General features: G+C 61.5%; 16 protein-coding genes. 6 read left to right on the top strand and 10 right to left on the bottom strand.

Annotation, left to right across the window (positions count from 1 at the left end):
* Nucleotide 1: 1 nt before the first annotated feature.
* On the bottom strand, nucleotides 2–955 hold the full coding sequence (locus ACYQ0G_RS11055; protein ID WP_460102517.1) for an alpha/beta hydrolase: 954 nt from the start codon (nucleotides 953–955) through the stop codon (nucleotides 2–4).
* Nucleotides 956–1,172: 217 nt separating this feature from the next.
* On the opposite strand from ACYQ0G_RS11055, the gene ACYQ0G_RS11050 reads away from it, so the two are divergent.
* A complete protein-coding gene (locus ACYQ0G_RS11050; protein ID WP_460102515.1) occupies nucleotides 1,173–1,889 on the top strand; it encodes an AraC family transcriptional regulator in 717 nt (238 codons plus the stop codon).
* Nucleotides 1,890–2,231: 342 nt separating this feature from the next.
* Here the strand turns inward: ACYQ0G_RS11050 and ACYQ0G_RS11045 are convergent, their stop codons facing one another.
* From ACYQ0G_RS11045 to kdpF, 6 genes are read right to left on the bottom strand one after another with little or no spacing between them, the layout of a single operon-like run.
* Nucleotides 2,232–2,930 (bottom strand): response regulator transcription factor, encoded by a 699-nt coding sequence (locus ACYQ0G_RS11045; protein WP_460102513.1) that lies wholly within the window; start codon nucleotides 2,928–2,930, stop codon nucleotides 2,232–2,234.
* Entirely contained in the window at nucleotides 2,923–5,568 is a 2,646-nt protein-coding gene (locus ACYQ0G_RS11040; protein ID WP_460102512.1) for an ATP-binding protein, read from the bottom strand. Before ACYQ0G_RS11040 ends, ACYQ0G_RS11045 begins: the two co-directional genes overlap by 8 nt.
* An 11-nt stretch (nucleotides 5,569–5,579) precedes the next feature.
* Nucleotides 5,580–6,134, bottom strand: a complete 555-nt coding sequence (gene kdpC / locus ACYQ0G_RS11035) for a K(+)-transporting ATPase subunit C (RefSeq protein WP_460102510.1) — start codon at nucleotides 6,132–6,134, stop codon at nucleotides 5,580–5,582.
* A gap of 28 nt (nucleotides 6,135–6,162) precedes the next feature.
* Nucleotides 6,163–7,821, bottom strand: a complete 1,659-nt coding sequence (gene kdpA / locus ACYQ0G_RS11030; RefSeq protein WP_460102508.1) for a potassium-transporting ATPase subunit KdpA — start codon at nucleotides 7,819–7,821, stop codon at nucleotides 6,163–6,165.
* Between the two features lie 20 nt (nucleotides 7,822–7,841).
* Nucleotides 7,842–9,866, bottom strand: coding sequence for a potassium-transporting ATPase subunit KdpB (kdpB, locus tag ACYQ0G_RS11025; RefSeq protein ID WP_460102506.1), 2,025 nt, complete (start codon nucleotides 9,864–9,866; stop codon nucleotides 7,842–7,844).
* Nucleotides 9,866–9,955, bottom strand: a complete 90-nt coding sequence (kdpF, locus tag ACYQ0G_RS11020; protein ID WP_197635597.1) for a K(+)-transporting ATPase subunit F — start codon at nucleotides 9,953–9,955, stop codon at nucleotides 9,866–9,868. The genes kdpB and kdpF overlap by 1 nt, the downstream gene beginning before the upstream one ends.
* Nucleotides 9,956–10,193: 238 nt before the next feature.
* Between kdpF and ACYQ0G_RS11015 the strand changes: the two genes are divergently transcribed.
* Nucleotides 10,194–10,946 (top strand): TorF family putative porin, encoded by a 753-nt coding sequence (locus tag ACYQ0G_RS11015; protein WP_460102503.1) that lies wholly within the window; start codon nucleotides 10,194–10,196, stop codon nucleotides 10,944–10,946.
* Between the two features lie 275 nt (nucleotides 10,947–11,221).
* Here the strand turns inward: ACYQ0G_RS11015 and nagE are convergent, their stop codons facing one another.
* The 3 genes from nagE to ACYQ0G_RS11000 form a co-directional block, all read right to left on the bottom strand.
* The gene (gene nagE, locus ACYQ0G_RS11010; protein ID WP_460102502.1) at nucleotides 11,222–12,943 is read right to left on the bottom strand and encodes an N-acetylglucosamine-specific PTS transporter subunit IIBC; all 1,722 of its coding nucleotides are present in this window, start codon (nucleotides 12,941–12,943) and stop codon (nucleotides 11,222–11,224) included.
* Between the two features lie 2 nt (nucleotides 12,944–12,945).
* On the bottom strand, nucleotides 12,946–15,498 hold the full coding sequence (ptsP, locus tag ACYQ0G_RS11005; RefSeq protein ID WP_460102500.1) for a phosphoenolpyruvate--protein phosphotransferase: 2,553 nt from the start codon (nucleotides 15,496–15,498) through the stop codon (nucleotides 12,946–12,948).
* Nucleotides 15,499–15,578: 80 nt separating this feature from the next.
* Nucleotides 15,579–18,257 (bottom strand): TonB-dependent receptor, encoded by a 2,679-nt coding sequence (locus ACYQ0G_RS11000; protein ID WP_460102498.1) that lies wholly within the window; start codon nucleotides 18,255–18,257, stop codon nucleotides 15,579–15,581.
* A 235-nt stretch (nucleotides 18,258–18,492) separates the two neighbouring features.
* On the opposite strand from ACYQ0G_RS11000, the gene ACYQ0G_RS10995 reads away from it, so the two are divergent.
* From ACYQ0G_RS10995 to ACYQ0G_RS10980, 4 genes are read left to right on the top strand one after another with little or no spacing between them, the layout of a single operon-like run.
* Nucleotides 18,493–19,227, top strand: coding sequence for a GntR family transcriptional regulator (locus ACYQ0G_RS10995; RefSeq protein ID WP_460102497.1), 735 nt, complete (start codon nucleotides 18,493–18,495; stop codon nucleotides 19,225–19,227).
* A gap of 31 nt (nucleotides 19,228–19,258) precedes the next feature.
* Nucleotides 19,259–20,266 carry an SIS domain-containing protein gene (locus ACYQ0G_RS10990; RefSeq protein ID WP_460102496.1) on the top strand — a complete coding sequence of 336 codons (1,008 nt, stop codon included), beginning with the start codon at nucleotides 19,259–19,261 and terminating at the stop codon, nucleotides 20,264–20,266.
* Nucleotides 20,263–21,420 (top strand): N-acetylglucosamine-6-phosphate deacetylase, encoded by a 1,158-nt coding sequence (gene nagA, locus ACYQ0G_RS10985; RefSeq protein ID WP_460102494.1) that lies wholly within the window; start codon nucleotides 20,263–20,265, stop codon nucleotides 21,418–21,420. Before ACYQ0G_RS10990 ends, nagA begins: the two co-directional genes overlap by 4 nt.
* A complete protein-coding gene (locus tag ACYQ0G_RS10980; protein ID WP_460102492.1) occupies nucleotides 21,413–23,986 on the top strand; it encodes a family 20 glycosylhydrolase in 2,574 nt (857 codons plus the stop codon). Before nagA ends, ACYQ0G_RS10980 begins: the two co-directional genes overlap by 8 nt.
* Nucleotides 23,987–24,210 lie beyond the last annotated feature (224 nt).

Below are 24,210 nucleotides of genomic sequence, written 5' to 3'. Positions count from 1 at the left end.
GTCAGCTCACTTCCAGTCGCTCGCGCAGCCACTCGGCCTGCTCTGAAAAGGCATGCTGAGCAAGCGGGGCGATCGCCACCGCTTCGAGAAAACTGTGCGTGGCACCGCTGTAGATGCTGCGATGAACCGGCACCTCGGCAGCCTCTAGCTTGTCGGCAAATGCGATATTGCTGTCGGTGAGAACGTCGCACTCGGCAATACCCACAAACGCTGGCGGCAGACCCTCCAAATTTGCCTTGATGGGCGCGACGAGCGGATCCTCCAGATCCTGCTCACTCCGAACATAACCTCTCCAGAAGGCATCCATTTCGTCAGCCTCGAGCGTGTAGTCGGGTCCCGAAAAGGTTTTATAGCTTCCGCGATGCGCGGGATCGTACGCGCCGTAATTGAGCAGCATTCCCGCCAGCGTCCGGTGGTCCGCATCACGTCGGCGCAGACAGGCGGCGACCGAGAGGTTCGCTCCTGCGGAATCCCCTCCAATAGCGATTCGCCGTGGATCAATGCCCAACTGGGCGCCCTCATGTTCTAACCAGTCCAAGGTTTCGACGATTTCATCCAAAGCTACCGGGTAGCGGCTTTCCGGGGCAAGACTGTAATCGATACCGATCACCGCCACGCCCGCGCGCGCTGCATATTCGCGCATAAGCCGATCATGCGTATCGATGCTGAAGATCGTCCACCCGCCTCCGTGGATATAGAATAGCGCGGGTAGTTCTTCGGCTTCCACCGGGAGGTAGAGACGCATTCGCAAGCCAGCGCGATCCCATGTCGTGGTTTTCGCCATGGCTGGGCCACCGCTACGCCATTCCTCACGCACCAGTTCAGCAATGTGGCGGCGCTGGGTTGGGCTGACCGGTTGCGAAGGAGAGTGTTCGGCGTAGGCGGCTGCCAACGCCGAGACGAAGCGAGCGATGTCGGGGTCCACCCGGCGGTTGTTCGCGTTCACTGCGGCCATCGTTTCGTCTTTCTTTCTACCTTTTGCCCGCATCTCACGTAATGGCACAGCAGCGCTAACTCTACTCCAGTAGGGTTGATGAGGTGCACGATCAGGCCAAGTCCTACCTAGCAGTTGCAATATCTGCGCTTATGGCGTTCAATTTGCTCGCAATTACGAAAGCTCAATGAAGCATAGCTTAGACATCATTGCCGAGAACCAGCCTGTCGTCGTTCTGGTGGACGAATATCCCGCAGGATATCTTGACCTGCTTCACCGCCACGATCATATTCAAGTGCTGTATGCATCCGCTGGCGTGATGTCGGTCCGTACGCCGGATGTCAGCTACGTCATTCCGCCTCAGCGCGCCGTTTGGATACCCGCGCATACCGATCACGAGGTTCATTGCCGCGGTCCCGTTTCGCTCAGGACCTTATATCTCAAGCCTGAGCTGAACACTCGCGGACATGAATGCCGCGCTTTCGAAGTATCACCTTTCCTGAAAGCGCTGATCTTGGAGGCTGCGCGCCTCGATAGGCAGGTTGATCAAACCGGCCGTAGCGACCGCATCTTAGCCATGCTTTTGGAAGAGATCGAACTGATGCAGTCTGCGCCTTACCGAGTAAACATGCCGCGAGATCCGCGCTTATTGAAGGTATGCGAAGCTCTCCTTCTGGATCCATCCTGCAACCGCGATATTGACGAGTGGGCCAGTGAAATCGGTATGGCACGAAGAACCTTTACAAGGTCGTTCAAGGCAGAGACCGGTATGGGCCTGGCGGTGTGGCGCCAACAGATCCGCCTCATGGAAGCATTGTCGCTTTTGAACGAGGGGATGTCAGTCACGCGCGCGGCCCATGAAGTTGGATATGAAAGCGCGAGCGGTTTCAGCGCCATGTTCCGCCGTCATTTTGGCCAATCACCACGCGAATACCTGGTTCCAGAAGTAATTTAGGCAGTAATAGTGCCGTCTTAGATAATTAATCGCGGGTTACCTGTTCCCGCAAAATTGCACTAGGCTGCTTTAATAAGATTAAGAGGCTCGAAGGCGAAGACTCTGACGGGCGGGCAAGATTGATGGTGGCATTCTCAAATTTACAGCTGCTAGTTAGTCCTCTTGGGATAGAAACCGACGAGTTTAGTAGCGTAGCACTTTTGAAAAGCGTGTTTGAAGCAGACGGTCCGCTTTTCGCTGCTCGAATACGGCCCTCGAATGACCGACACTAGGGCGCTTACACGACAGGCAGAATCTGGGCCGTTAGCGGACAGTCCGCTCTGTCTTGCATATCGGATCGCATCAGACACTCCGCCCTAGGTTCACAGCTACACGATAGCCCACGCCTGGTTCGTTCACGATTAGCCGCGGATTACTCGGATCTTGCTCCATCTTCCGTCGGAGCGAACGGATCGCGACCCGCAGATAGTCCAGATCCTGCCGGTGCGCCGGCCCCCACACCGTCTCGAGCAGGCTCTCATGCGTGACTATGCGCCCCGGGTGTTCGGCTAGCGCCCATAGCAGGTTGAACTCGCGCGGCGTCAGTTCGACTTTCTCGCCCCGTAGAGTGACGGCATGCGCCTCGCGGTCTATCGTGCCATCGGCGAATTCGCGCAAAGCGGTGTCGGCGAGCGGGCCTGCCTTGCGCCGCAGCGCGGAACGGACCCGGGCGAGCAGTTCTTCGCTGTCGAACGGTTTGGTCACGAAATCGTCGGCCCCCAGATCGAGGGCGGCGACCTTTTCCTCGGTCGCGTCGCGAGCGGTCAGGACGATCACTGCCAGGCCTAGCGCGGCAAGCTGCGGGACGATCTCGAGCCCGTCGCGATCGGGCAGCCCGAGGTCGAGGAGCGCGACCAGCGGTGTCGGCTGAGCCTTTGCCATTCGCAGTGCTTCGCCCGCGCTCGCCGCCTCGGCATGGCTGATACCGCTGCGGTCGAGCGCGCCGACGAGCAAACGCCGGATCGCTGGCTCGTCGTCGATGATCAGCACGTCGCTACGCATGGCCGGCGGTCTCCTCGGACAGGGCCATAGCCTGTGGCAGCGCGATCGCGAACACTGCGCCGCCACCCTCGCGGTTCTCCGCCGCAATCGAGCCACCAACCGCCTCCACAAAGTTCTTCGCGATCCATAGACCAAGGCCGGAACCACCTAAGCGATCGGTTCCTTCAAGTCGCTCGAACCGGTCGAACAATGCGACTTCGCTCGACGGGAGCCCCGGCCCCCGGTCGAGCACTCGCAGCGTCACGTAATTGTCCCTGCAATCGAGCTCGACCAGAATGCTGCTCGACTGCGGCGAGAATTTGAGCGCGTTGTCGATCAGGTTTATCAGCACATGGCGGACCAGCAGGGAGTCAGTTTGCACCAGTGGGCAGTCAGCATCGATCGCGGTGTCGACCCGCGTATCGGGGCCGGTCTGCCGAAGGTCGCCCAGGACTGCGGCGATCACATCGGTCATGTCCACGCTCTCCATCCTGGGCCGGATCGCGGCATGCTCGATCCGAGAGGCTTCGAGAAGATCATTCAGGAAGCGCTGCAAACGCCGCGATTCCTCGCGTGCGATCAGCACCTCGGTGGCAAATGATCCTTCGGACGGGATCGCCTCGGTCGCGGCGATCACTGCGGTCAGCGGCGTTCGCAGGTCGTGGGCAATACTGCCGAGCAGGGCTCCACGAAGCTGATCGCGTTGCTGCAATGCGTCGACCTCGCGCGCACGCCCCTCCAGCACTAGCCGCTCGTGCGCCAAAGCGGTCTGGTCGGCCAGCGAGGCGAGCAACGTGGCATCGTCGGGGCGGATTACGCGCTGCTGCGACGGCCGTGCGATTCCCAGAACACCCATCATACCGAGCGCCGTCTTTAAGGGATGGAACTGCCAGTCAGCTGCGTTCAGCGTGCCGGTATCGCGGCCCGTTGGTTCACCGTTTTGGAGCGCCCATTTGGCCGCGGCCTCATCGATCATATCGAGTTCGCGATAGTTCTCGTTGCCGCGCACCACCAGCCGGTCATCTTCGATCGAAACGATGATCGCCATAACATCGAGCAGGCCGCCGATCTCGGTGCACGCGACGCGCGCAGTCTCGTCTTTGTTGGATAGCCCGCCCATCAGCCCTGCGAAGCGCGCCAGCGAAGCATTGAGCCGGGCAACGCCCGCGCTTGTTTCGGCCTGGCGTCGCACCTTGCCTGCCAACCCACCGATGACCATGGCCACCGCGAAAAGGACCACAAAGGTAACGATGTCCGCGCTGCTGTAGATGCTGAGCGTGTAAAGCGGCTGGGTGAAGAAGAAATTGTAGCCCAGCGCCGCCCAGATCGACGCCCAAATCCCGGGACGCAAACCGAGCAAGGTTGCCCCGGCGACGACCGGGAGCAGAAGGACAAGATCGATCGCGCTCCGCGAGATGAACGGCTGCGCAAAATGCAGTCCGAGGATGGTGAAGGCCACCAGACAGAAGGCGAAGATGTTATTGCGCTGCGAGTAAGGGTCTTTTGGTTTCGCGGGCTTCTCGTCCGCCTCGTTGAGGGGGACGACGTGGATTGAAACGCCCTTAGCCTTGCGAACCACTTCTTGTGCGATCGAGCCGTGCCGCCACTCGAACCAGCGGCTGCGACGGCTCTTGCCGATTACGATCTGACTCGTCCGCAATTCGCGCGCCTGATCGATCAGCGCTTGGCCGACATCGGTCGCTGCGACCGTCATCAGCGAGGCGCCTAGCGACGCTGCGAGAGCGAGATTGTCGGCCAACTGCTCGCGCTGCGCGCCCTCAACCGCGCGCGCGCTGCCGCTTTCGATCACGACCGCGGTCCAGCGGGCGTGCAGCATATCCGCCAGCCGCTTGGCCTCGCGCACAACTTGCGCACCGCCCTTGCCGGGGCTCACCGCCACCATCAGCCGGTCGCCAGAGACGAAACCGCTTCCTTCGCCGCTCAGTTCGAGTTGATCGCTCAACCGCCGATCGACATTGCTTGCGGCGTAGCGCAGCGCGAGCTCGCGCAGGGCGGCGAGCTTGGTGGGGGTAAAAAAGTTGGACAGCGCGCGTCCGGCGGTTTCTGGCAGGTAGATCTTGCCCGCTTCCAGCCGTTCGATCAGTGCTTCGGGTGGAAGGTCGACGGCGATGATCTCGGCGCGTTCGAGGATATTGTCAGGCACCGTCTCGCGCACGCGGACGTGGGTGATCCCGGCCACAATATCGTTGAGGCTTTCCAAGTGCTGGATATTTATGGTGGTTGCGACATCAATGCCTGAAATGAGGAGTTCCGCGACATCCTGCCAGCGTTTGGGATGGCGACAGCCTGGCGCATTGGCGTGCGCCAGTTCGTCGACCAGGATGAGCTGCGGTCGCCGCTCCAGGGCGGCATCGATGTCGAACTCCTCCAGCCGATGGCCTTCGTGATTGTAGTGGCGGCGCGACATCACTTCTAGCGGTTTGAGCAATAGTGCGGTCTCGCTCCGTCCGTGGGTCTCGGCGACACCCACGACCGCGTCGACGCCTTCCGCCTGCCGCCGGGCAGCGTCCTGCAGCATGCGGTAGGTCTTCCCGACACCGGGTGCCGCGCCGAGGTAGATGGTCAGGCGACCGCGTTCCTCGGCGCGAGCGAGCCGCAGGAACCGAGTCGCATCGCTGGTTGGCTGATCTTCGACCATTGCTGCCTCGCTTATTCTTCCAAGCGGCCGAGCGCCAGATTGAGTTGCAGCACGTTCACGATGCGCTCGGGCGCAAAGATCGCGCCCGGCGCGATGGCCTGCTGCTTGATAAGGTCGCACACCCGGGCCGGATCGAGCCCGCGCGCAGCTGCGACCCGATCGGCCTGATAGAGTGCACCGTCGAGCGAGATGTGCGGGTCGAGCCCGCCGCCCGATGCCGCCACCAGATCCGCCGGAACCGGGTTCTCGGCAGTGGCACCGTAGCGGGCGACGGTCTCTTCGGCGCGCGCGGCGATGTCCGCGCTGGTGGGCGACAGGTTGCTCCCCGCCGCGCCCATCCCCTCGTAACCGGCAGCCGAGGGGCGCGGCCAGAAGTAGCGCGCGCTGGTGAAGTCTTGCGCGATCAGCTCGCTACCCACGGCCCGGCCGTCCACTTCGACGATCGACGCATTGGCCTGGTAGGGGGCGACGGTCTGGGCAAAGGCGAGCACCAGCCCAGTATAGATAACCACGCAGACGAGGATCGTCACCAGCCACAGGCGGAGCGAAGGGAGGACATAGTTCATCGTGTCGGATCCTTAGTTACGGCTGCGGTCAGCGCATGAAGGTCAGGTGTTCGGCTACGGGGCCGAGCGCGGCGGCGGGGAAGAAGGTCAGCGCGCCGAAGATCAGGATGGTGATCACCAGCATCACGCCGAAGGTGCTGCTTTCCACACTGAGCGTACCCGCGCTTTCCGCACTGCGACGCTTGGCCATCATCGAACCGACGATGGCGAGCGGAACGATGATCGGCAGGTAACGCCCGATCAGCATCACGAGGGCGGTGGCGATGTTCCATGGCACGGTGTTGTCGCCAAGACCTTCGAACCCGGAACCATTGTTGGCAGCGGCCGAACTGAATTCGTAGAGGATCTCGGAGAAGCCGTGCGCGCCGACGTTGTTGAGCGTGCCCTGACCCCACGCGGTCGCCGCGAAAAGCGCCGTGCCGCCGAGGATGAGCACCGGGTGGCTGATGAGCGCCAGCACCGCGAGCCGCATCTCGCGCCCCTCGATCCGGTGGCCGAGATACTCCGGCGTGCGCCCAACCATCATGCCCGCAACGAAAACTGCGACAACGATGTAGAGAAACATGTTGATCATGCCCACGCCGACGCCGCCGAAGGTTTCGTTGAGCCACATGCCCGCCATCGGCACGAGCCCCGTCAACGGGTTGAGGCTGTCGTGCATCGCGCCGACCGAACCATTGCTAGTCGAGGTGGTCAACACCGCCCATAGCGGGCCGGTGGTGGCACCGAGCCGCAGCTCCTTGCCTTCAAGATTGCCAACATCCTGCGCCACGGGCAGGTTCAGGAAGGCTTGGGTCGGTGCAGTCTCGAACCCGACCGACGCGGTGATCTTGATCAGCAGCAGCGCCGCCATCACGCCGAACACGACGGTGGCATGCTTGGGTCGGCCGATGATCCGACCGAACATCCATACACAGGCCATCGGGATCAGGATGATCGCGACCATTTCGAACGCGTTGGACCAGAAGTTGGGGTTCTCCAGCGGATGGGTCGAGTTAGGGCCGAAGAAGCCCCCGCCATTGGTTCCGAGTTGCTTGATTGCTACAAAGGCAGCGGCAGGTCCGCGCGCGATGGTTTGCGTCACGCCTTCGAGCGTGGAGACCTGCGCCGCGCCTTGCAGCGTCATCGGCACGCCGTTCAATGCGAGCACTGCGGCTACAAAGACCGCCAATGGCAAAAGCACGCAGAACGATGCGCGCTGCACGTCGACGAAGAAGTTGCCCATCGTCGGTTTTCCGCCAATCCCTCGTGCCAGCGCAGCGAGGGCTGCAATGCCGGTTGCAGCAGAGACGAACTGCAGCCACATCAGCCCGCCGATCTGAGCGAGGTAGCTCCAGGTGCTCTCGCCGGAATAGTGCTGCAAGTTCGTGTTTGTGGTGAAGCTGGCAGCAGTGTTGAACACTAGGTCAAGTGAGGCCGCGCTCTGACCGTCCGGGTTGAATGGCAGCATGTGCTGGGTCGCCAACAGGATGAAGACGAAGCCGAACATCACGATGTTGAAGGCGATCAGGGCGAGCGAATACTGTTTCCAGTCCTGCTCGGGCGCCCCGCCAACCGAGCGGGCAAACAGTCCGTCGGCCTGTGCGAAGCGGCCCGAGAAAAGCCCGGCCATGTATTTTCCGAGCGGCCACGCCAGCAGCGCAGTGCCGCCGACGATTAGGATGATAGTGAGAATTGCGGAAAGCATGGAGAATGTCCTTCGCTGGCTTACGCGAGGCCGAGGCCGGCGACGGCGAGATCGATGAGCTTGATGCCGACGAAGGGAGCGATCACGCCGCCCACGCCGTAGATGCCGAGATTGCGCAGCAGCTGGCTGGCAGCGGGCATCGGGCGATACGCAACGCCCTTCAGAGCCAGCGGCACCAGCAGCGGAATGATGATCGCGTTGAAGATGATCGCCGAAAGGATAGCGCTCTGCGGACTTGCGAGCCCCATCACGTTGAGCGCACCCAGCGCGGGGTAGAGTACCACGAAGATCGCCGGTAGGATCGCGAAATACTTCGCGACGTCGTTGGCGATCGAAAAGGTGGTGAGGCTGCCACGCGTCATTAGCAGCTGCTTGCCGATGCCGACGACCTCGATAAGCTTGGTCGGGTCACTATCGAGATCGACCATGTTGCCCGCTTCGCGCGCGGCCTGAGTGCCTGTGTTCATCGCCACGCCCACGTCGGATTGGGCGAGCGCTGGGGCATCATTGGTGCCGTCGCCGCACATGGCGACCAACTTGCCCTCGGACTGCTCCTTGCGGATGTAGGCCAGTTTGTCCTCGGGCGTCGCTTCGGCGAGGAAATCATCGACCCCCGCTTCGGCCGCGATGGCGGCGGCGGTGAGCGGGTTGTCGCCCGTGATCATCACCGTGCGGATGCCCATCCGGCGCAGCTCGACGAAGCGCTCGCGAATGCCCGCCTTGATGATATCCTTCAGATGGATCGCACCAAGCAGGCGTTTGTTCTCGACCACCGCCAGCGGGGTGCCTCCAGCCTGCGCGATCTTGTCAGTGATCTTCTTGAGCGCCAGCACGGCATCTTCAGGAAAGTCGCCAAGCTTCAGAACCGCATCGACCGCGCCTTTGCGGATGTTTCGGCCAGGCAAGTCGACTCCGCTGACCCGGGTCTGCGCTGAGAAGGCGACCGGTTCCGCATCGCCCGGCAGCGCTTCCTCGCCCCCCGCCAGCGCAACGATCGAGCGTCCCTCGGGTGTCGTGTCGGCGAGGCTTGAAAGACGCGCCGCCTCGATTAAGTCGGTCTCGGCGATGCCGGGTAGGGTGACGAACTCACTCGCCTGCCGGTCGCCAATCGTGATCGTCCCCGTCTTGTCGAGCAACAACGTGCCGACATCGCCGGCCGCCTCCACCGCGCGGCCCGACTTGGCGAGCACGTTGAAACGGATCAACCGGTCCATTCCCGCGATGCCGATGGCCGAGAGAAGCGCGGAGATGGTCGTCGGGATCAGCGCCACGAACAGCGCGATCAGCACCGGCACTGCAATCGCGCCACCGGCGAATTCCGCGAATGCTGGCAGCGTGCCGACTGCGACGAGGAAGATCAGCGTCAGGCCTGTCAGCAGGATCGTCAGCGCGATCTCGTTCGGCGTCTTCTGGCGGCTTGCGCCTTCGACAAGCGCGATCATCCGGTCGAGGAAGCCACTGCCCGGTTCGGCGGTCACCTTCACACGAATTCTGTCGGAGATCACGGTGGTGCCCGCGGTCACCGCTGACCGGTCGCCGCCCGCCTCGCGGATCACTGGCGCGCTTTCTCCGGTGATCGCCGCTTCATTGACTGACGCGACTCCCGCCACGACTTCACCATCGGCAGGTATTTGCTGCCCTTCGCAGACCAGGACGATTTCGCCATGGCGCAGCTGGGTCGCGGGGATCTCCTCGGTGGCGCCATTTTCACCGATCCTGAGCGCGGTAAGTCTCTCCTTGGTGTCGCGCAGCGCCCTGGCCTGTGCCTTACCGCGCCCCTCGGCGAGCGCTTCGGCGAAATTGCCGAACAGCACGGTCAGCCACAGCCAGAACACCAGTTGCGCCTGGAAGCCGATGTCCTCGGCTTCGGTGGCGATCCCCCGCAGCAGGATTACGGTCGCGGTCGCCGCGACGATTCCCGTGACGAACATCACCGGGTTGCGCATCAGCGTGCGCGGATCGAGCTTCACGAAGGAATCGCGGATCGCAGGGACGACCAGCTCGCGCTGGAACAGTCCGGTTTGGCCAGAGGCAGCACGCTCCATCAGAAGCGCTCCGGCCGCAGGAGGACTGCGGTGAGATAGGCCAGCAGGCCGAGCGCCACGAGCCCCACGAGGATGAGATCGAATGTCATGCGAAACAGCTCCCTTATTCGGCAGTTGCTCTGGACCTCGCGTGGATGAAAATTCGCCGGGGGAACGCCCGCCAGCGCATTAAATCCGCGTAAAAACGGGGTGAGAAGGCCCCGCTTTCATGCGGATTTCACAAGCCACCCCCGCGATCCGCATGGCGTTTTAACGGGCAGTGGGAAGAGAGACCTTGCGCATGGCGCGGCGATGGTCGCCGCCCTTTCATCAAGGATAGTTTTTCCAATGCGCATGATCTTCCTTGCCGCGCTTGCGGCCTCGCTCGCCACGCCCGTTTACGCCCAGGATGTGCAGGAGGAAACCGACCAGACCGAAGCCGACGCTGTCACTGTCTCCGGCGGAACGGCGCTGGTTTCCTCCTACCGGTTTCGCGGGATCGACCTGTCGGATGAGAAAGTGGCGGTGCAGGGATGGGTCAGCGTCTCCCACAAGAATGGCCTTTACGCCGGCACCTGGGCTTCGGGCATCGACGGTTTCGGCGAGCTTGGCGGCTCCAATCTTGAGCTTGATCTCTACGTAGGCTACAAGACAAAGGTCGCTGATGGCGTTACATTGGATGGCGGAGTGATCTATTACGCCTATCCGGGGTCGACCGGCGGAAAATTCGAGTTCTTCGAGCCTTATGCCAAGTTCGGTCTGGCGGCCGGCCCCGCCGTTGTTACGCTCGGCGTCGCATACGCACCCGCGCAGGATGCGATCGGCGGCAACAACAATCTTTATGCTTCCGCCGATGCCACGCTGCCTATTGAGGGCACTCCGTTTGCGCTGGACTCGCATGTCGGACGATCGGAAGGCGAGACTACGCTGACCCCCGGCGGGAATTACACCGACTGGTCGCTGGGCGTGGCCGGAAGCTGGAACGCACTGACGGCGCGCGTCGCCTATGTCGACACTGACATCTCAGATTTCAGCTTGCTCGGCACGACACCGAACATCGTCGACGAAGCAGTGGTCGTCTCGCTTACGGCCGCCTTCTGAACTCGAGTTCAGTCGCGCAGGACAGCGATCCGCGGGGAGCGGTTAGTTCCAATTCTCTGCAACGCGGTTATCTCTCCAGAGTTACGGCACGCTATAGGCAAATCACATTCCGCATCGGCGACTGACCCATCCTCAGCGCCATGAGTTGCACGAACTACCGCTTTCGGCGTTCACTGCTATCGTCATGAGACCGATCATTTTCATATCGCGCATGCCATCATCGAACATCCACACAATCTTAGAAATTGCGCTTACCCAATGGGGCACCAAATTCTTCAAGACTGGATGGATTGCGAGGCACTTTCATCGATCATCAAGTGCAGAAACTTGTTCCCGACAACACGTGTGTGAAAGTAGCGATATGTCCTCGGCAACGCTTCGTGGTCGAACTTCGCAGGGTCGATCAGGTCGGCGATGATACGTCCGGGCGCCCGCAGCAGTTCAGTGACGTTCGCTTCGCCGCCCAGCGCGGCATAGAACTCCGCCTCTTCGAAGGGGGGCGGCGATGCTGCTGGCGTGGTCGCGGAAATCTCGACCGCGTCTCGCCTTCGCGAAGTCATGGCTTTCGCGATCCGTCCGGCCAGCAGTTCCGCCGTCGGCCCGATGATAACCTGCATCGTTTCGGGCGTCGGCCGGATGACCCCGTGAGCGCCGAGTTTCTTCAGCGCGGGTTCGTCGGCCATCCCGCTATCGGCGAGAACAAGACGCAGCCTAGTGGTGCATGCGCCCAACTGCAGGACGTTTCCTTCGCCTCCGAGGGCGCGAAGCCATTCCCCGGCAAGCTCGGTATCATCTGCTGCAGCATCCGGCATGACGTTCGCATCGACCGCTAACCTGCCAGGAGTCGCGAGATTCATGCGCCTGATCACGAAACTGAACGAGAAATAATACGCGACGAAATAGGCTGCTCCGACCGGAAGCAGGAGGAGCGGATTTGTGGCTATCCCGAAATTGAGGACATAGTCGATCAAGCCTGCCGAAAAACCGAAGCCCAGCTTCACGTCGAGCAGGTTCATGACAACCATCGCTAGGCCCGTCAGCACGGCATGCACGACATAAAGGACCGGCGCGAGGAAGATGAATGTGAACTCGATCGGTTCGGTAATACCGGTGAGGGCGGATGTAAGGGCCATCGAAAGGTAGAGTCCGCTCACCCCTTTGCGTCTTTCCGGCGGGGCTGCACGATACATGGCGAGGCACGCCGCTGGCATTCCGAACATCATCACGGGGAAGAACCCGGCCATGAAGGCCCCCGCAGTCGGATCCCCCGCGAAAAAGCGGCGTAAGTCGCCCGTCGCGCCATCGTAGTCACCGATCACGAACCAAGCGACATTGTTGAGAATGTGATGGAGTCCGGTGACGATCAGCAGGCGGTTGAGCGCGCCATAGACGAACAGGCCGATATCACCTGCTCCTACGATCCCGCGGCTGGCAGCGTCGATCGCGCTTTCGACGTAGTGCCAGTATTCGCCGAAAAGGAAGCCGAGGACAAGCGCCACACCGCCGGCTGCGATGGGCACAAAGCGGCGCCCACCGAAAAATGCCAGGAAGTCCGGCAGCTTGATCTCGGCGAAGCGATTGAAAAGCTGCCCGCCGATAATGCCGCACAAGATGCCCAGCGGCACGCCCAGCTTGGCGATCGCCGCCGCGCGGAAATCGGCGATGGCTCTTGCGGTCGCTTCGGTGTCGAGTCCTGCGAGAAGGTCGGACGGTGCTTCGATCAGCGCCTGAGCGCTGTTGGTCGCGATGAGAAAGGCTACAAGGCCGGCCAAGCCCGCTGCCCCGTGATTGTCTCGTGCAAAGCCGATCGCGACGCCGATTGCGAAAATCGATCCCAGATTTGCGAAGATCGCTTCGCCCGCCGCCGAAACGAATGTGATGTCTAGCAGGTCGGGTTGGCCCAGGCGCAGGAGCAGACCGGCCACCGGCAACACCGCGATAGGCAGCATTAGCGAACGGCCCAACTGCTGCACGGCGGTGAAAACGCGCTCCCTCATGGCTATACCTCTTCCAGTTCTAGCAGGCGGCTGGCGGTGCTCCGCACTTCCTGTGGGCTCTCGCAGACCACAGCTGCTTTTGCAGCCGCGCGGCACTGATCGAGCGTTAGCCCGCGCAGATGCTGCTTGAGCTCGGGGATGCGCGCGGCGCTTGCCGACAGCTCGGTTACGCCCAATCCAATTAGGATGAGCGCGGCCAGATGGTCTCCTGCGGCGCCTCCGCAGACGCCCAACTGAACGCCTTGGGCGGAGCACGCTTCGCCGGTCATGGCGATTAGGCGCAGGACGGCTGGGTGAAGGGGATCGAGCATTCCGGCAAGCGCCGGATTGGTCCGGTCGACGGCCAGCGCATATTGCGTGAGATCGTTCGTGCCCAGCGACAGAAAGTCTACCCTTCGCGCCAGTGCATCGGCTAGCAAGGCGCTTGCAGGCGTCTCGATCATCGCGCCGAGCCGCACTTGCGCAGAATGCATCATGTCTTCGCGAATGCTATCGACAATCGCGCGAAGCGTGTCGAACTCCTCTGCGGAGGTGATCATGGGTGCCATGATATGGGTGGGGCGCGATCCCGCCGCGCGCAGGATGGCGCGTAGCTGACTTTCCAGCAAGTCGGGAAAGCGCAGCGAGATGCGGATCCCGCGCAGACCCAGCGCGGGGTTCTCTTCCGGCTCCAGCGCAAGATAGTTGGCCGGTTTGTCGGCGCCGATGTCCAACGTCCGGATGATGACCGGCCGGTCGCCAAAGGAGTCCATGATCTCGCCATAGATCTGCGCTTGTTCTTCCTCGGATGGAGGTGCGTCGCGGTGCAGGAAGAGGAATTCGGTGCGTAGCAGGCCGGCACCCTCAGCCCCCAGGCGGACCGCCTCGCTCGCATCAGCGACACTTCCGAGATTGGCGAAGACCTCTATCCGCTCCCCGCTGGCAAGCCGGGTATCCGTCATGGTCTGCCGCAGCGCCGTCTCATGAGCGGCACTGCGGCGTTCGATATCGCGGGAAAGGTCGCGCTGCTCTGCCTCGGACAAGCCGTGACGAATCAGGCCCGTGTTCCCGTCGAGGTGAATTGGGCTATCATCGGGCACGTTCAACAGCGGTTTGCCGAAGGCGACCGCCATGGGAATGCCCGCCGATGCCGCCAGGATGGCGAGGTGTGATGTCGGGCCGCCGGCCATCGTCGCGATGCCTCCGATGCCGGACGCCATCAGCGTCTGGAAATCGGACGGGTAGAGGTCGTTCGCGATGACGATCGAACCTCTCGGAGCCATCACCTCATCCGCCTCGCCCATGAACAAGCGCAGACCCCGTTGGCGCAGATCGGCGAAGTCGTCGGCACGGTCGGCGAGGTGGCTATCCGCGAGAGCGCGCATTTCCGCTTCCTGCTGGCTCATGACATTCTGCCAGGCCATCGCGGCACTTGCGCCGTCCTCGATCCGCGTCTTCACCGTGTCGAGCAGGACTGGGTCGTCAAGAATGGCGAGATGCGCGGTGGCGATGGCGGCGCCGAAGCCGTCGCTCTCGGCATCGAGGCTCTCGCGAAGATCTACTATCGTATCGGCGAAGCGTTGATGCTCGACATCGGCGTCCTGCGAGGATTCGGTCACTTCCAGTCTCGAGCGATGGAGGTGGAAAGCCCTCGCCAGCGCCCGACCCGGCGCTGCGGCGACCCCTGCTATCGTCCCTTGCGGCGCTTGCGGTTGCAGGCGCTGCGGGGCCAAGTGGAGCTTGGGACTGGCGGGCGCGAATGCCGCCTTGGTATCGCCTTCGATAACGTCGCCCGCGCCGGATTCTATCAGCGCTACGATAGCATCCAGAGCTTGCGCGGCATTGCTGCCACCCGCTCGCACTGTCAGGCACGCGCCATGGCTGGCGCCGAGCTTCATCAGCGATGTGGTACTACGCGCGTCGGCGATCTTGGCGCCAAGTGCGATTTCTACCAGCGCGTCCCACCGCGCTGCTTCGGCAGCAATCGTGGCGGCAGGGCGTGCATGAAGACCGTGCGGGAGTGGCAGGATCACATTGCGTTCTTCCGACATGCCCGCAGGCGGATCGGCCCGATCTGCCGCTTTCTCTGAACCGATAATCCGGAAAAGTGGATCACCCGCTTCGCAGGATCGGGGAAATGCACCCTGTGCTTCGATGTCGCCGGGTTCAGTATCCGGCACGATGATCGGTGTGGCCAAGCTTTTACCGGCGCGAGCCACGGCGGGGAGGTCGACCCGCATCAATGGGTCGCCGGCCATAACCGTGTCGCCTTCCGATACCAGCATCGCGAAAGGCGAGCCGCCCAGCGCGACCGTATCGATACCGCAGTGGATGAGGATCTGCCGCCCGTCACCCACTTCGATCGTCACAGCGTGCCGGGCAGTTGCGACTGCGGCGACCAGCCCATCGCAAGGAGACTGTATGGTTTCGCCCAGAAGCTCGATCGCCAGACCAGAGCCTAGCGCACCAGAGGCAAAGGCTGGGTCGGGGACCTGGTCGAGCGGAACTACCCATCCCGCGCACGGCGCGCAGATCATCGGCCATTCCGCTCCGGTCGAGGAGGTCGATACTGCCACACATGTCTCCCCAGAGGTCTGCAAGAGCGCAAGGATCTCGCCTCGCCGATAATCCTATCAGCGGGGCGAAGGAACCTGCATCAATATTCGAAACGGGCGCCGAAGAAGAAGTAGCGGCCGTTATCGTAGATAGCGCGCGGCCTGAATTCCTCGCCCGCGAACTGCACGATCTTCTCATTAGTCAGATTGACCGCGTCGAAGGTTAGTGTCGCGAACTCGGTCACCCGCAGATCCAACGAGGCATCAAGCGAACCAAAGCTTTTTTGGTTGAGCGAGGTGGCGCGGTCCAGGGTGATGAAGAAGTCATCGCGCCAGTTATAAGTTATCTGGGCGCTCATGAAGCTGTCCTCGTAGTAACCACCTGCCTGAAAGGCATGCTTCGAATTGCCTGGTACGGGATCGCCATTGTCCGTTTTCGCATCCGAATAGCTGTAGTTCGCGTTGATCCCGAAATTGCCATAGATCGGCATCTGCGCGATCAGTTCGACACCCTTCACTTCGGCCGAACCGCCGTTGGCGCGGCGATTGATCGAGAACTGACAATCGTAGAGATCGGGATTAGTCGATCCCGGCGTGGGAACGCAGCGCGACTGATCGGGGGCCGCCGTCTCGACCGCGAAACTTTCATTGGAGACGCGGTCAGTCACAAAATTCGACACGTCCTTGTAATAGAGCGCCATCGCCAGCAGTCCGCGATTGGGCAGATAGTATTCGAACGACAGATCGAACTGGTTGGCGCGGTAGGGCTCCACATCGGCGCTGCCGCCCGATCCCGTCAGCGCGCCTGGATTCAGCGTCACCCGCGGAGCGATGTCGGTGAAGTCGGGGCGGGTCAAAGTGCGAGCGGCCGCGGCCCGCAGAATGAAGTCGTCTGTAAGGTCGAACGTCATGTTCAGGCTGGGCAGGAAGTCGGTGTAGCCGCGCTCCTCGGTCACCGGGAGGAAGTCGCCATAGGCGTTTGAAACTTGGCCTTCACCCTCGGCGCCCTGAATGTAGCCACTCGAAGTCTGATCGGTGTGGATGATCCTCAACCCTGCATTGCCGCGCCAGCCATCCCCGCCGAATTTGCCCATGACGTATCCGCCGTAGGTCTTCTCGTTAACCGAAAAGATTTCGGAATAGAGCGGAAGACGCTCTGATGCCGCAGGGAAGGCCCCGATCTGATCGCGGATGAGGCCTGGCGTCGGCAGGAAGAAATCCGTGAGCGAGCCGGGGAGGGCGATACTGTCGGCATAATTGCCTGGCGTCTGATCACTCCCGAATGATGATGGAGTGCATACGCCGCCGCAGCCGCCATCGCGGAAGGGAATGAAGAAATCACCATAAGTGGTGGCTTGGAAATCGGTCGTCCGATCGTGCTCGGTATATTTGAAGCCTGTCTTGACCATTTGGAGCACGCCGAGATCGAGCTCTTGCTCGAAGTCGAGGTATGAGAAGAATTCGCTATCGTCATTCCCGATCGAATGGTTCGACGCAAATTCGAAAGCGAGATCATTGGGAACTGCAGGGTCGACGGTATCGAAGGACACGACCGGCGCTCGACCCGTCAGGTCGAAACTGAAATCGCTGTTACCCAGAAATTCGACAAAGGGTTGGCGCACCGTGTCGCCTTGCGCCTCGGTGTAGCCCACCTGCCCAGTGATAGTCAGGCCGCCACCGGTCTCATAAGAGAGGTTGCCTGCAATATACTTGGTTTCGGCAAAGGCTTCACGATCAAAGATGTCGTAAACTTGACCGAATCCCCCTGCCTCCGCGATGCCCTCAATGCGGCCCGCGACCACCGTATCCCCCTCAACCTGAGTCTCGGTCAGCGTAACGCCGTTGGTACCGCCCAGACCCGAACGGGCTGGCCAAGCGAGATAGTTATAGTTGGTATTGTTGGCGTTGAAGCGGGTCCACAGCCCGCTGATGCCGAACTCGAGCTGGTCGTTGGGGCGGAATTGCAGTTCGAGATTGCCGCCGTATCGCTCGCGTTCTTGAAGGAACAGGGCGGAGCCGATCAGGGTGGGAACCTGCAGTTCCTGCCCCGATGGATCGAGTGCGCTATCGTAACCGAGGATTTCGAAACCGTCCCGGCGGATGTTACGCTTTTGATAGACCGCCGCGGCGAGTACGCCGAACGTGCCTGCGGGGTTCGACCAGCTCAGCACGCCGGAAACCTGCGGATCTAGGGAATCTGCCTTTTCGGTATACGCGCCCTCAACCGAGATTGTGGCGACGAGGGGATCGATGTCCAGCGGCTTACGCGTCAGCACATTGATTGTGCCGCCGATTCCACCTTCCTCGATGTCGGCAGTCGGGCTTTTGAATACCTGTAGCTCGCCCACCACGTCGGATGGCAGGACCAAGTAGTTGAAATTGCGTGTGGCAGCCTGCTGATCGAGAACGAACCAGTCTGCGGTGGCAACGGCGTGACCGTTGACCAGCGTGCGGGTCTGGTTGGGGGCGAGGCCGCGGAGCGAGACGCGCTCGCCTTCGCCGAATTCTCGGTTCGTTACTACTCCCGGCACGCGCTGCAGCGATTCGGCCACGTTTCGGTCGGGGAACTTGCCGATGTCCTCTGCCGAGATGGCATCGACGATCGCGTCGGCATTACGCTTGATATTTATCGCGTCCTCGAGAGATGCGCGAATGCCGGTCACGACAATCGTTTTCCCAACCTCGTTCTCATTCTCCGTGGTATCTTGTGCGTAGGCCGCCGGGCCCGAAAGGGCGATTGCCGAGACCGTTGCGCCAAGGGTCCAAACTGACTTCTTCATTGAAACCTCCCTGTAATCCGCTTGCATCGTGTTTCACCGATCCGGACGAAGGCGAAGCAATCCAGCGTTGAGAACAGGTTTACGACAATATTGTTGCTATAAGCAATACCAAACGATAACCAATCCTTGCATATGTGGAATAATTTAGGTATTGGTATTACTCTTAAATGAGTACATTAGCGCCCGCCATTTTGGGCGACTCACGCAATACAAGGGTTTTGATGGGTTGCAGACGTTGATCGATCTCAAGCACAGGTTTGATACCAGTGAGGCAACGCCGCTCTACCAGCGGTTGAAAAAGGCGATGCGCGAGAACATCGATTCGCACGCGTGGGAACCCGACGACCCCGTCCCGTCCGAGCGTGATATCGCCGAGCGACTCGAGATTTCCCGCGTTACCGTGCGCAAGGCCATTGACGGTCTGGTCGAAGATGGAATGCTGGTGCGCAAGCGCGGTTCGGGAACGTTCGTGGCGGGCCGCGTGGAAAAGAGTTTCGCCACGCTGACGTCGTTTACGGAGGATATGGCTGCGCGCGGGCGCAAGGTGCGCAGCGACTGGCTGGTCCGCGAAAAGGGAAGCGTGACGCCAGAGGAGTCGCTCAGCCTTTCGCTCAGTCCCGGAACGGCAGTCTATCGCTTCAACCGTATCCGCTTTGCCGACAACGTCGCGATGGCGCTGGAATATTCAACGATACCTGCAGAGTGCCTTGGGTCGGGCGCTGTAGTGGAGGAGTCGCTTTATGCCGCCCTGCGCGCCCGGAATCACAATCCCGTCCGCGCTCTTCAGCGGCTGAGGGCTGTGCTTTTCAGCGCAGAGCAGGCCGAACTGCTGGACGTTCCGGCATCAAGTGCCGGGCTGCTGATCGAACGCATTGGCTATAATTCGGCCGGAAGCGCGGTGGAATGGACAAGGTCCTATTACCGCGGCGACGCATATGACTTCGTTGCCGAACTTAATCTTGGGAAATGAGGGGCTGACGGTGGATCCATCGGACACGCAAATGTACCGCGAAGCAGGCGAGGCGCCTAGCTGCGTGGCTCGACAGGCGGACGAGGCTGCGGCGGCGGTGGCAGAGATCGGAACAGCCTTGCGCGACCTCTCTCCGCGCCTTGTGGCAACAATTGCGCGCGGTAGTTCCGATCACGCCGCAACCTACGCGAAATATCTGATTGAGACCGCCACCGGCGCGCCTGTTGCATCGTTCGCGCCATCGGTCAGTTCGGTCTACGAAGCGCACAGCACGATGCGCGGTGCCGCCTGCATCGCGATTTCCCAGTCGGGCATGAGCCCGGACCTCGTGTCTGCGACCCAGAGCGCGTCGCGAGGAGGGGCTTTAAGCATTGCTTTGGTCAACGACACCGCTTCGCCATTGGCCAAGGAGGCGAAACTGGTCGCGCCACTATGTGCTTTCCCGGAAACCGCGGTGGCCGCGACCAAGTCCTATCTCGCCTCGCTCGCGCTGAGCGCACGCATCGTCGCCTCATGGTCGCAGGACGCGGAGTTGGAAGCGGCGATCGACCGCCTGCCGGAGGCGATGGCGCGCGCGTGGGCGCTGGACTGGAGCGAGGCCGAGAACGGCATGATCGGCGCGCGTAGCCTGTTCGTGATTGGCCGGGGCTCCGGGCTCGGAATTGCGCAGGAAGCGGCGCTGAAGTTCAAGGAAACGTGCCGGATCCATGTCGAGGCCTATAGCTCTGCGGAGGTTTTGCATGGCCCGGCCGCGGTGGTGCGGGATGGCTTTCCAATACTCGCTTTGGCGCAAGATGACGCTTCGCGGGAAAGCGTTTGCGAAACCTGCACCAGACTTGCCGAAATGGGCGCGCGCGTGTTTCTTGCCGGGGCACAAGCGCAGGGCTGCATCTCCCTTCCTTCGCTTCCGGAGGATGCACGTCTTCAGCCAATATTGCTGGCACAGGCGTTCTACCGCCTGGCCAATGCCTGTGCCGCGAGGCTGGGCGAAAATCCTGACGCTCCGCCGAATTTGATGAAAGTGACCGAGACCACATGAGCGCAACTCTCCTAGTCGGCGGCCAGGTGCTGCTGGACGGTGCTCTTGAAAGCGGAAAGGCTCTGGCCATCGACAATGGCCGGATCGTCGCCATTTGCGATGCGGGCGAGGCTGCAGGTGCAGTCGCCATGGCTGCCGAAGTCGTCGATCTGGACGGCGGCATCGTGCTGCCCGGTTTCATCGACGTACAGGTCAATGGTGGCGGCGGGCGCCTGTTCAATGCCGACCCCAGCGTTGAAACGATCCGGCTGATTGCGGACACCCACGCGCGTTTTGGGACCACTACGCTGCTCCCCACCCTCATCAGCGATGGGCTGGACAAGATCGAGGCCGCGATAATCGCCGTCGACGCGGCGATTGAAGCGGGCGTGTGCGGCATCGCGGGCATCCACTTAGAGGGCCCGTTCCTCAGTACCGATCGCAAGGGCGTACATGACGAAACCAAGTTTCGCGAATTCGAGGAACGGCATATCGACCTGATGTCGAGTTTGAAGCATGGCCGTACTATGGTGACTTTGTCGCCCGAGCGCGCAGCGCCCAAGGTCATTGCCGGATTGAGGGCGCGGGGCGCGGTCGTCAGCGCTGGCCACACGAATGCAAGTTACGAACAAATGCGCGCCGCTCTGGAGGCTGGCGTTACCGGGTTTACCCATCTGTTCAACGCGATGTCGCCGCTTAACAGCCGCGAGCCCGGAGTGGTTGGCGCCGCGCTGGAGGATCGCGAAAGCTGGTGCGGGTTGATCGTGGACGGACACCACGTATCGCCGGTCACGATGAAGCTGGCCATGCGCTGCAAGCCGATAGACAAATTCATCCTCGTGACCGATGCAATGCCGTCGGTCGGAATGGAGGATGGAAGTTTCATGCTTCAGGGTCGCCGGATTCATGTGGAAGACGGCATCTGCATCACCGATGATGGCACCCTCGCCGGATCCGATCTCGACATGGCCCGGGCCTTGCGTAACGCGGTAGCGATGCTGGACGTCGATATCGGACAGGCCAGCGCTATGGCGTCGCGAAACCCCGCTGCCTTCATCGGCATAGCGGACGACCGGGGTACGATCCGGGAGGGAGCACGGGCAGACCTGGTCGTGCTGGACGAGCAAATGCATGTGAGATCGACCTGGATCGACGGGGCGAAGGTTCATGGCTAAATCCTCCCTTGCAGTGCTAATTGCAATCGGCCTCAGTGGGTGTTCCACCATGGCACCGGAGGCCGAGGACTCGCGTGCCGACGCCATCGGATCGGCATTGCAGATCACTTACCGCGTTCTAGCCAATCGCGAAGAAGGCGGCTGCACGGTTCCCGGCGCTTCCGAAAAGACTGGGGATGCGTGCTACGAGGCCGAGCTTTCGATCGCCAGCGATCGCCCAATCGATCTGACAGGCAGCAAGATCTTTTTCAGCCAGGTCGACCCCGTTACGCAGGTCGGCGGGGCCGGATCGGTTCGCCTTGCGCATGTAAACGGAGATCTGCACGAGCTTACCATTTCCGGCTCCGCTGCGGCGATCGGCCCGCGTGCGCCGGTCACGCTTCCTTTCGTCGTTCAAGGCACGCTTTTGACGCGCGCCAAGATCATGCCGAATTACTTCGTGGTCGATGCCAGGGGTCAGGCTGCGCTGATCGAGTCCACAAAGGAAGTACCGGTCGAAGCGACGGGGCGCAAAGCCCTGCCGTTCCTAGCCCCTTTGCCTTCCGACCTGAAGCGGGCCCCCGAAGACGTGACCCCGATCGAAACGCCAGAGGTCACATATCGGCAGAATGTAGAGACGCAGTTCGTCTCGGAGGCCGTCGATAGCGGAATCATACCCACCCCGATGCGGGTGAAGAGCGGTGGCAACATGCGCGTCGATCTCTCGCGGGGTATCGCGCCAGTCCTGACAGGCGTTGTGGAAGCCGAATTGGCAGCCGCGTTGAAGCGGCTCTCTGATCTGGGGCTCGTCCGGTCGGAACAGGGTGTGCCGCTGCTTGTGAAGGTCGATCCGTCGCTCGGGATCGAAACCGAGGGTTATGATATGACGACTGCGCCCGAAGCGGTGACGATCCGCGCGAGCGATTCGGCGGGCGCTTTCTACGGGCTACAGAGCCTCGCGGCGCTGATCAAACCCGGCGCTAGCAGCATACCCGCGCTGCATATCGAGGACTCCCCGCGGTTCGCCTTCAGGGGCCAGCACCTCGACATCGCGCGCAATTTCCAGCGGCTCGAAACGATCCGCGCCCTGATCGATCAGATGGCGGCTTACAAGCTCAACAGGCTGCATCTTCATCTTGCCGACGACGAGGGCTGGCGACTTGAAATCGAGGGTTTGCCGGAACTGACCGATGTGGGATCGCGCCGCTGTTACGACCCTGGCGAAACGCGCTGCTTATTGCCGCAGCTTGGGAGCGGACCCGATGCGGGGACTTCGGGCAGCGGGTACCTAACCAAAGAGGAATATGTGCGCCTGGTGAGCTACGCCGCTGCGCGGCACATTGAGATCATCCCCGCGATTGACATGCCTGGCCACGCGCGCGCTGCGGTAAAGGCAATGGAGGCGCGCTACCAACGCATGAGGGCCGAAGGCGCGAGCGAGGATTTGGCTTCGCAATATCTGCTCAGCGATCCGGACGATCGCACGATCTATGACAGTATCCAGCACTATTCGGACAACGCCATAAATGTGTGCCGCCCTTCGGCCTACAAGTTCGTCGGTCACGTTCTCGATCGCGTCGCCGAAATGCACGCCGCGGCGGGGCAACCGCTCCAGCGGTTCCATATCGGTGCGGACGAGACGGCGGGCGCATGGACCGAGTCCCCAATGTGCGCAGTGTTTCTGGCGCAACCGGATGCCCCTTCCTCCGCGCAGGATTTGGCGGGTTACTTCGTCGAGCGCGTGGCAAGCATGGCCAGCGAGCGCGGGGTCATGCCGGGCGCCTGGAGCGACGGGCTCTCCCGCGCCGACCCCGCGCGGTTGCCTCCCACTCTTCAGTCGAACATCTGGGACACTCTTGCCTGGGGGGCGGCCAAGTCGGCGAAGGATCACGCGGATCTCGGCTGGGACGTCGTGCTCTCGATACCCGATGCCCTTTACTTCGATATGCCCTACGCCGCGCACCCGGAGGAGGGCGGGTATTACTGGGCCATTCGCAGCGCACCCACGCGCAAGCTCTTCTCCATGATGCCGGAGAACCTTACGGCGACGGCAAGCTATTGGCGAGACCGTGACGGGCAACCGATAGAGCAACCTGTTCTTGAGCGCCCTCGCCATCGGTTTGCTGGAATTCAGGGGCAGGTCTGGTCCGAAACGATCCGGGACAGGGAAACGCTAGGATACCAGCTCTTCCCTCGAATGCTGGCGCTAGCCGAGAAGGCCTGGCACCGCGCGGACTGGGAGCTGGAGGATGGCGTGGGCAAGGCAGACGAGACCGATCTGGCTGCGGCCATGCACGCCGACTGGAATCGCTTCGCGTCGATCTTGTCAGCAAAGGAGCTCGCCAAGCTTACGAAAGCCGGATGGTCTTATCGATTACCGCCGCCGGGCGTGTCTAAGGATGGCGATCTTATCAGATTCAATGCTGCCCTGCCGGGTCTCGAGATCCAATGTGACATGGGATCGGGTGAGCGATCAGGCTGGCAGCCAGCTTCGCAGTGCGCATCTGCAGAAGGCGGGCATGTGAAGGTTCGGGTGGTTGGGCCTGCAGGGACTCGCTCCAGCCGGATCGTAACGGTTCCGGAATAGATTATCCGTAAAAGTCTGTGCGGATATAAGCGAGCGAACAGCGGCCTAGCCACCCCTTAACGCTTTCGTCGAGCACTCGGGTTAATTATAAGAACACTTTGAGGCTAGCCGAACCTACACTGTACGCGGATATATTCTTCCCTCTCGCTCGACGTCTCTGGCTTTCGTAAAAATTGAAGCTTCAACGATCGCTTCCGGATCATATAAAACTCCGTCGGCGGCCA

Source organism: Qipengyuania triglochinis, assembly GCF_054655615.1.
This window is presented reverse-complemented; position numbering and strand designations above follow the sequence as displayed.

Bases quoted from the DNA above. Each gene is read 5' to 3' on its own strand.
- ACYQ0G_RS11055 (WP_460102517.1), bottom strand. From the start codon at position 955: ATGGCCGCAGTGAACGCGAACAACCGCCGGGTGGACCCCGACATCGCT.
- ACYQ0G_RS11045 (WP_460102513.1), bottom strand. From the start codon at position 2,930: ATGCGTAGCGACGTGCTGATCATCGACGACGAGCCAGCGATCCGGCGT.
- ACYQ0G_RS11040 (WP_460102512.1), bottom strand. From the start codon at position 5,568: ATGGTCGAAGATCAGCCAACCAGCGATGCGACTCGGTTCCTGCGGCTC.
- kdpC (WP_460102510.1), bottom strand. From the start codon at position 6,134: ATGAACTATGTCCTCCCTTCGCTCCGCCTGTGGCTGGTGACGATCCTC.
- kdpA (WP_460102508.1), bottom strand. From the start codon at position 7,821: ATGCTTTCCGCAATTCTCACTATCATCCTAATCGTCGGCGGCACTGCG.
- kdpB (WP_460102506.1), bottom strand. From the start codon at position 9,866: ATGGAGCGTGCTGCCTCTGGCCAAACCGGACTGTTCCAGCGCGAGCTG.
- kdpF (WP_197635597.1), bottom strand. From the start codon at position 9,955: ATGACATTCGATCTCATCCTCGTGGGGCTCGTGGCGCTCGGCCTGCTG.
- ACYQ0G_RS11015 (WP_460102503.1), top strand. From the start codon at position 10,194: ATGCGCATGATCTTCCTTGCCGCGCTTGCGGCCTCGCTCGCCACGCCC.
- nagE (WP_460102502.1), bottom strand. From the start codon at position 12,943: ATGAGGGAGCGCGTTTTCACCGCCGTGCAGCAGTTGGGCCGTTCGCTA.
- ACYQ0G_RS11000 (WP_460102498.1), bottom strand. From the start codon at position 18,257: ATGAAGAAGTCAGTTTGGACCCTTGGCGCAACGGTCTCGGCAATCGCC.
- ACYQ0G_RS10990 (WP_460102496.1), top strand. From the start codon at position 19,259: ATGTACCGCGAAGCAGGCGAGGCGCCTAGCTGCGTGGCTCGACAGGCG.
- nagA (WP_460102494.1), top strand. From the start codon at position 20,263: ATGAGCGCAACTCTCCTAGTCGGCGGCCAGGTGCTGCTGGACGGTGCT.
- ACYQ0G_RS10980 (WP_460102492.1), top strand. From the start codon at position 21,413: ATGGCTAAATCCTCCCTTGCAGTGCTAATTGCAATCGGCCTCAGTGGG.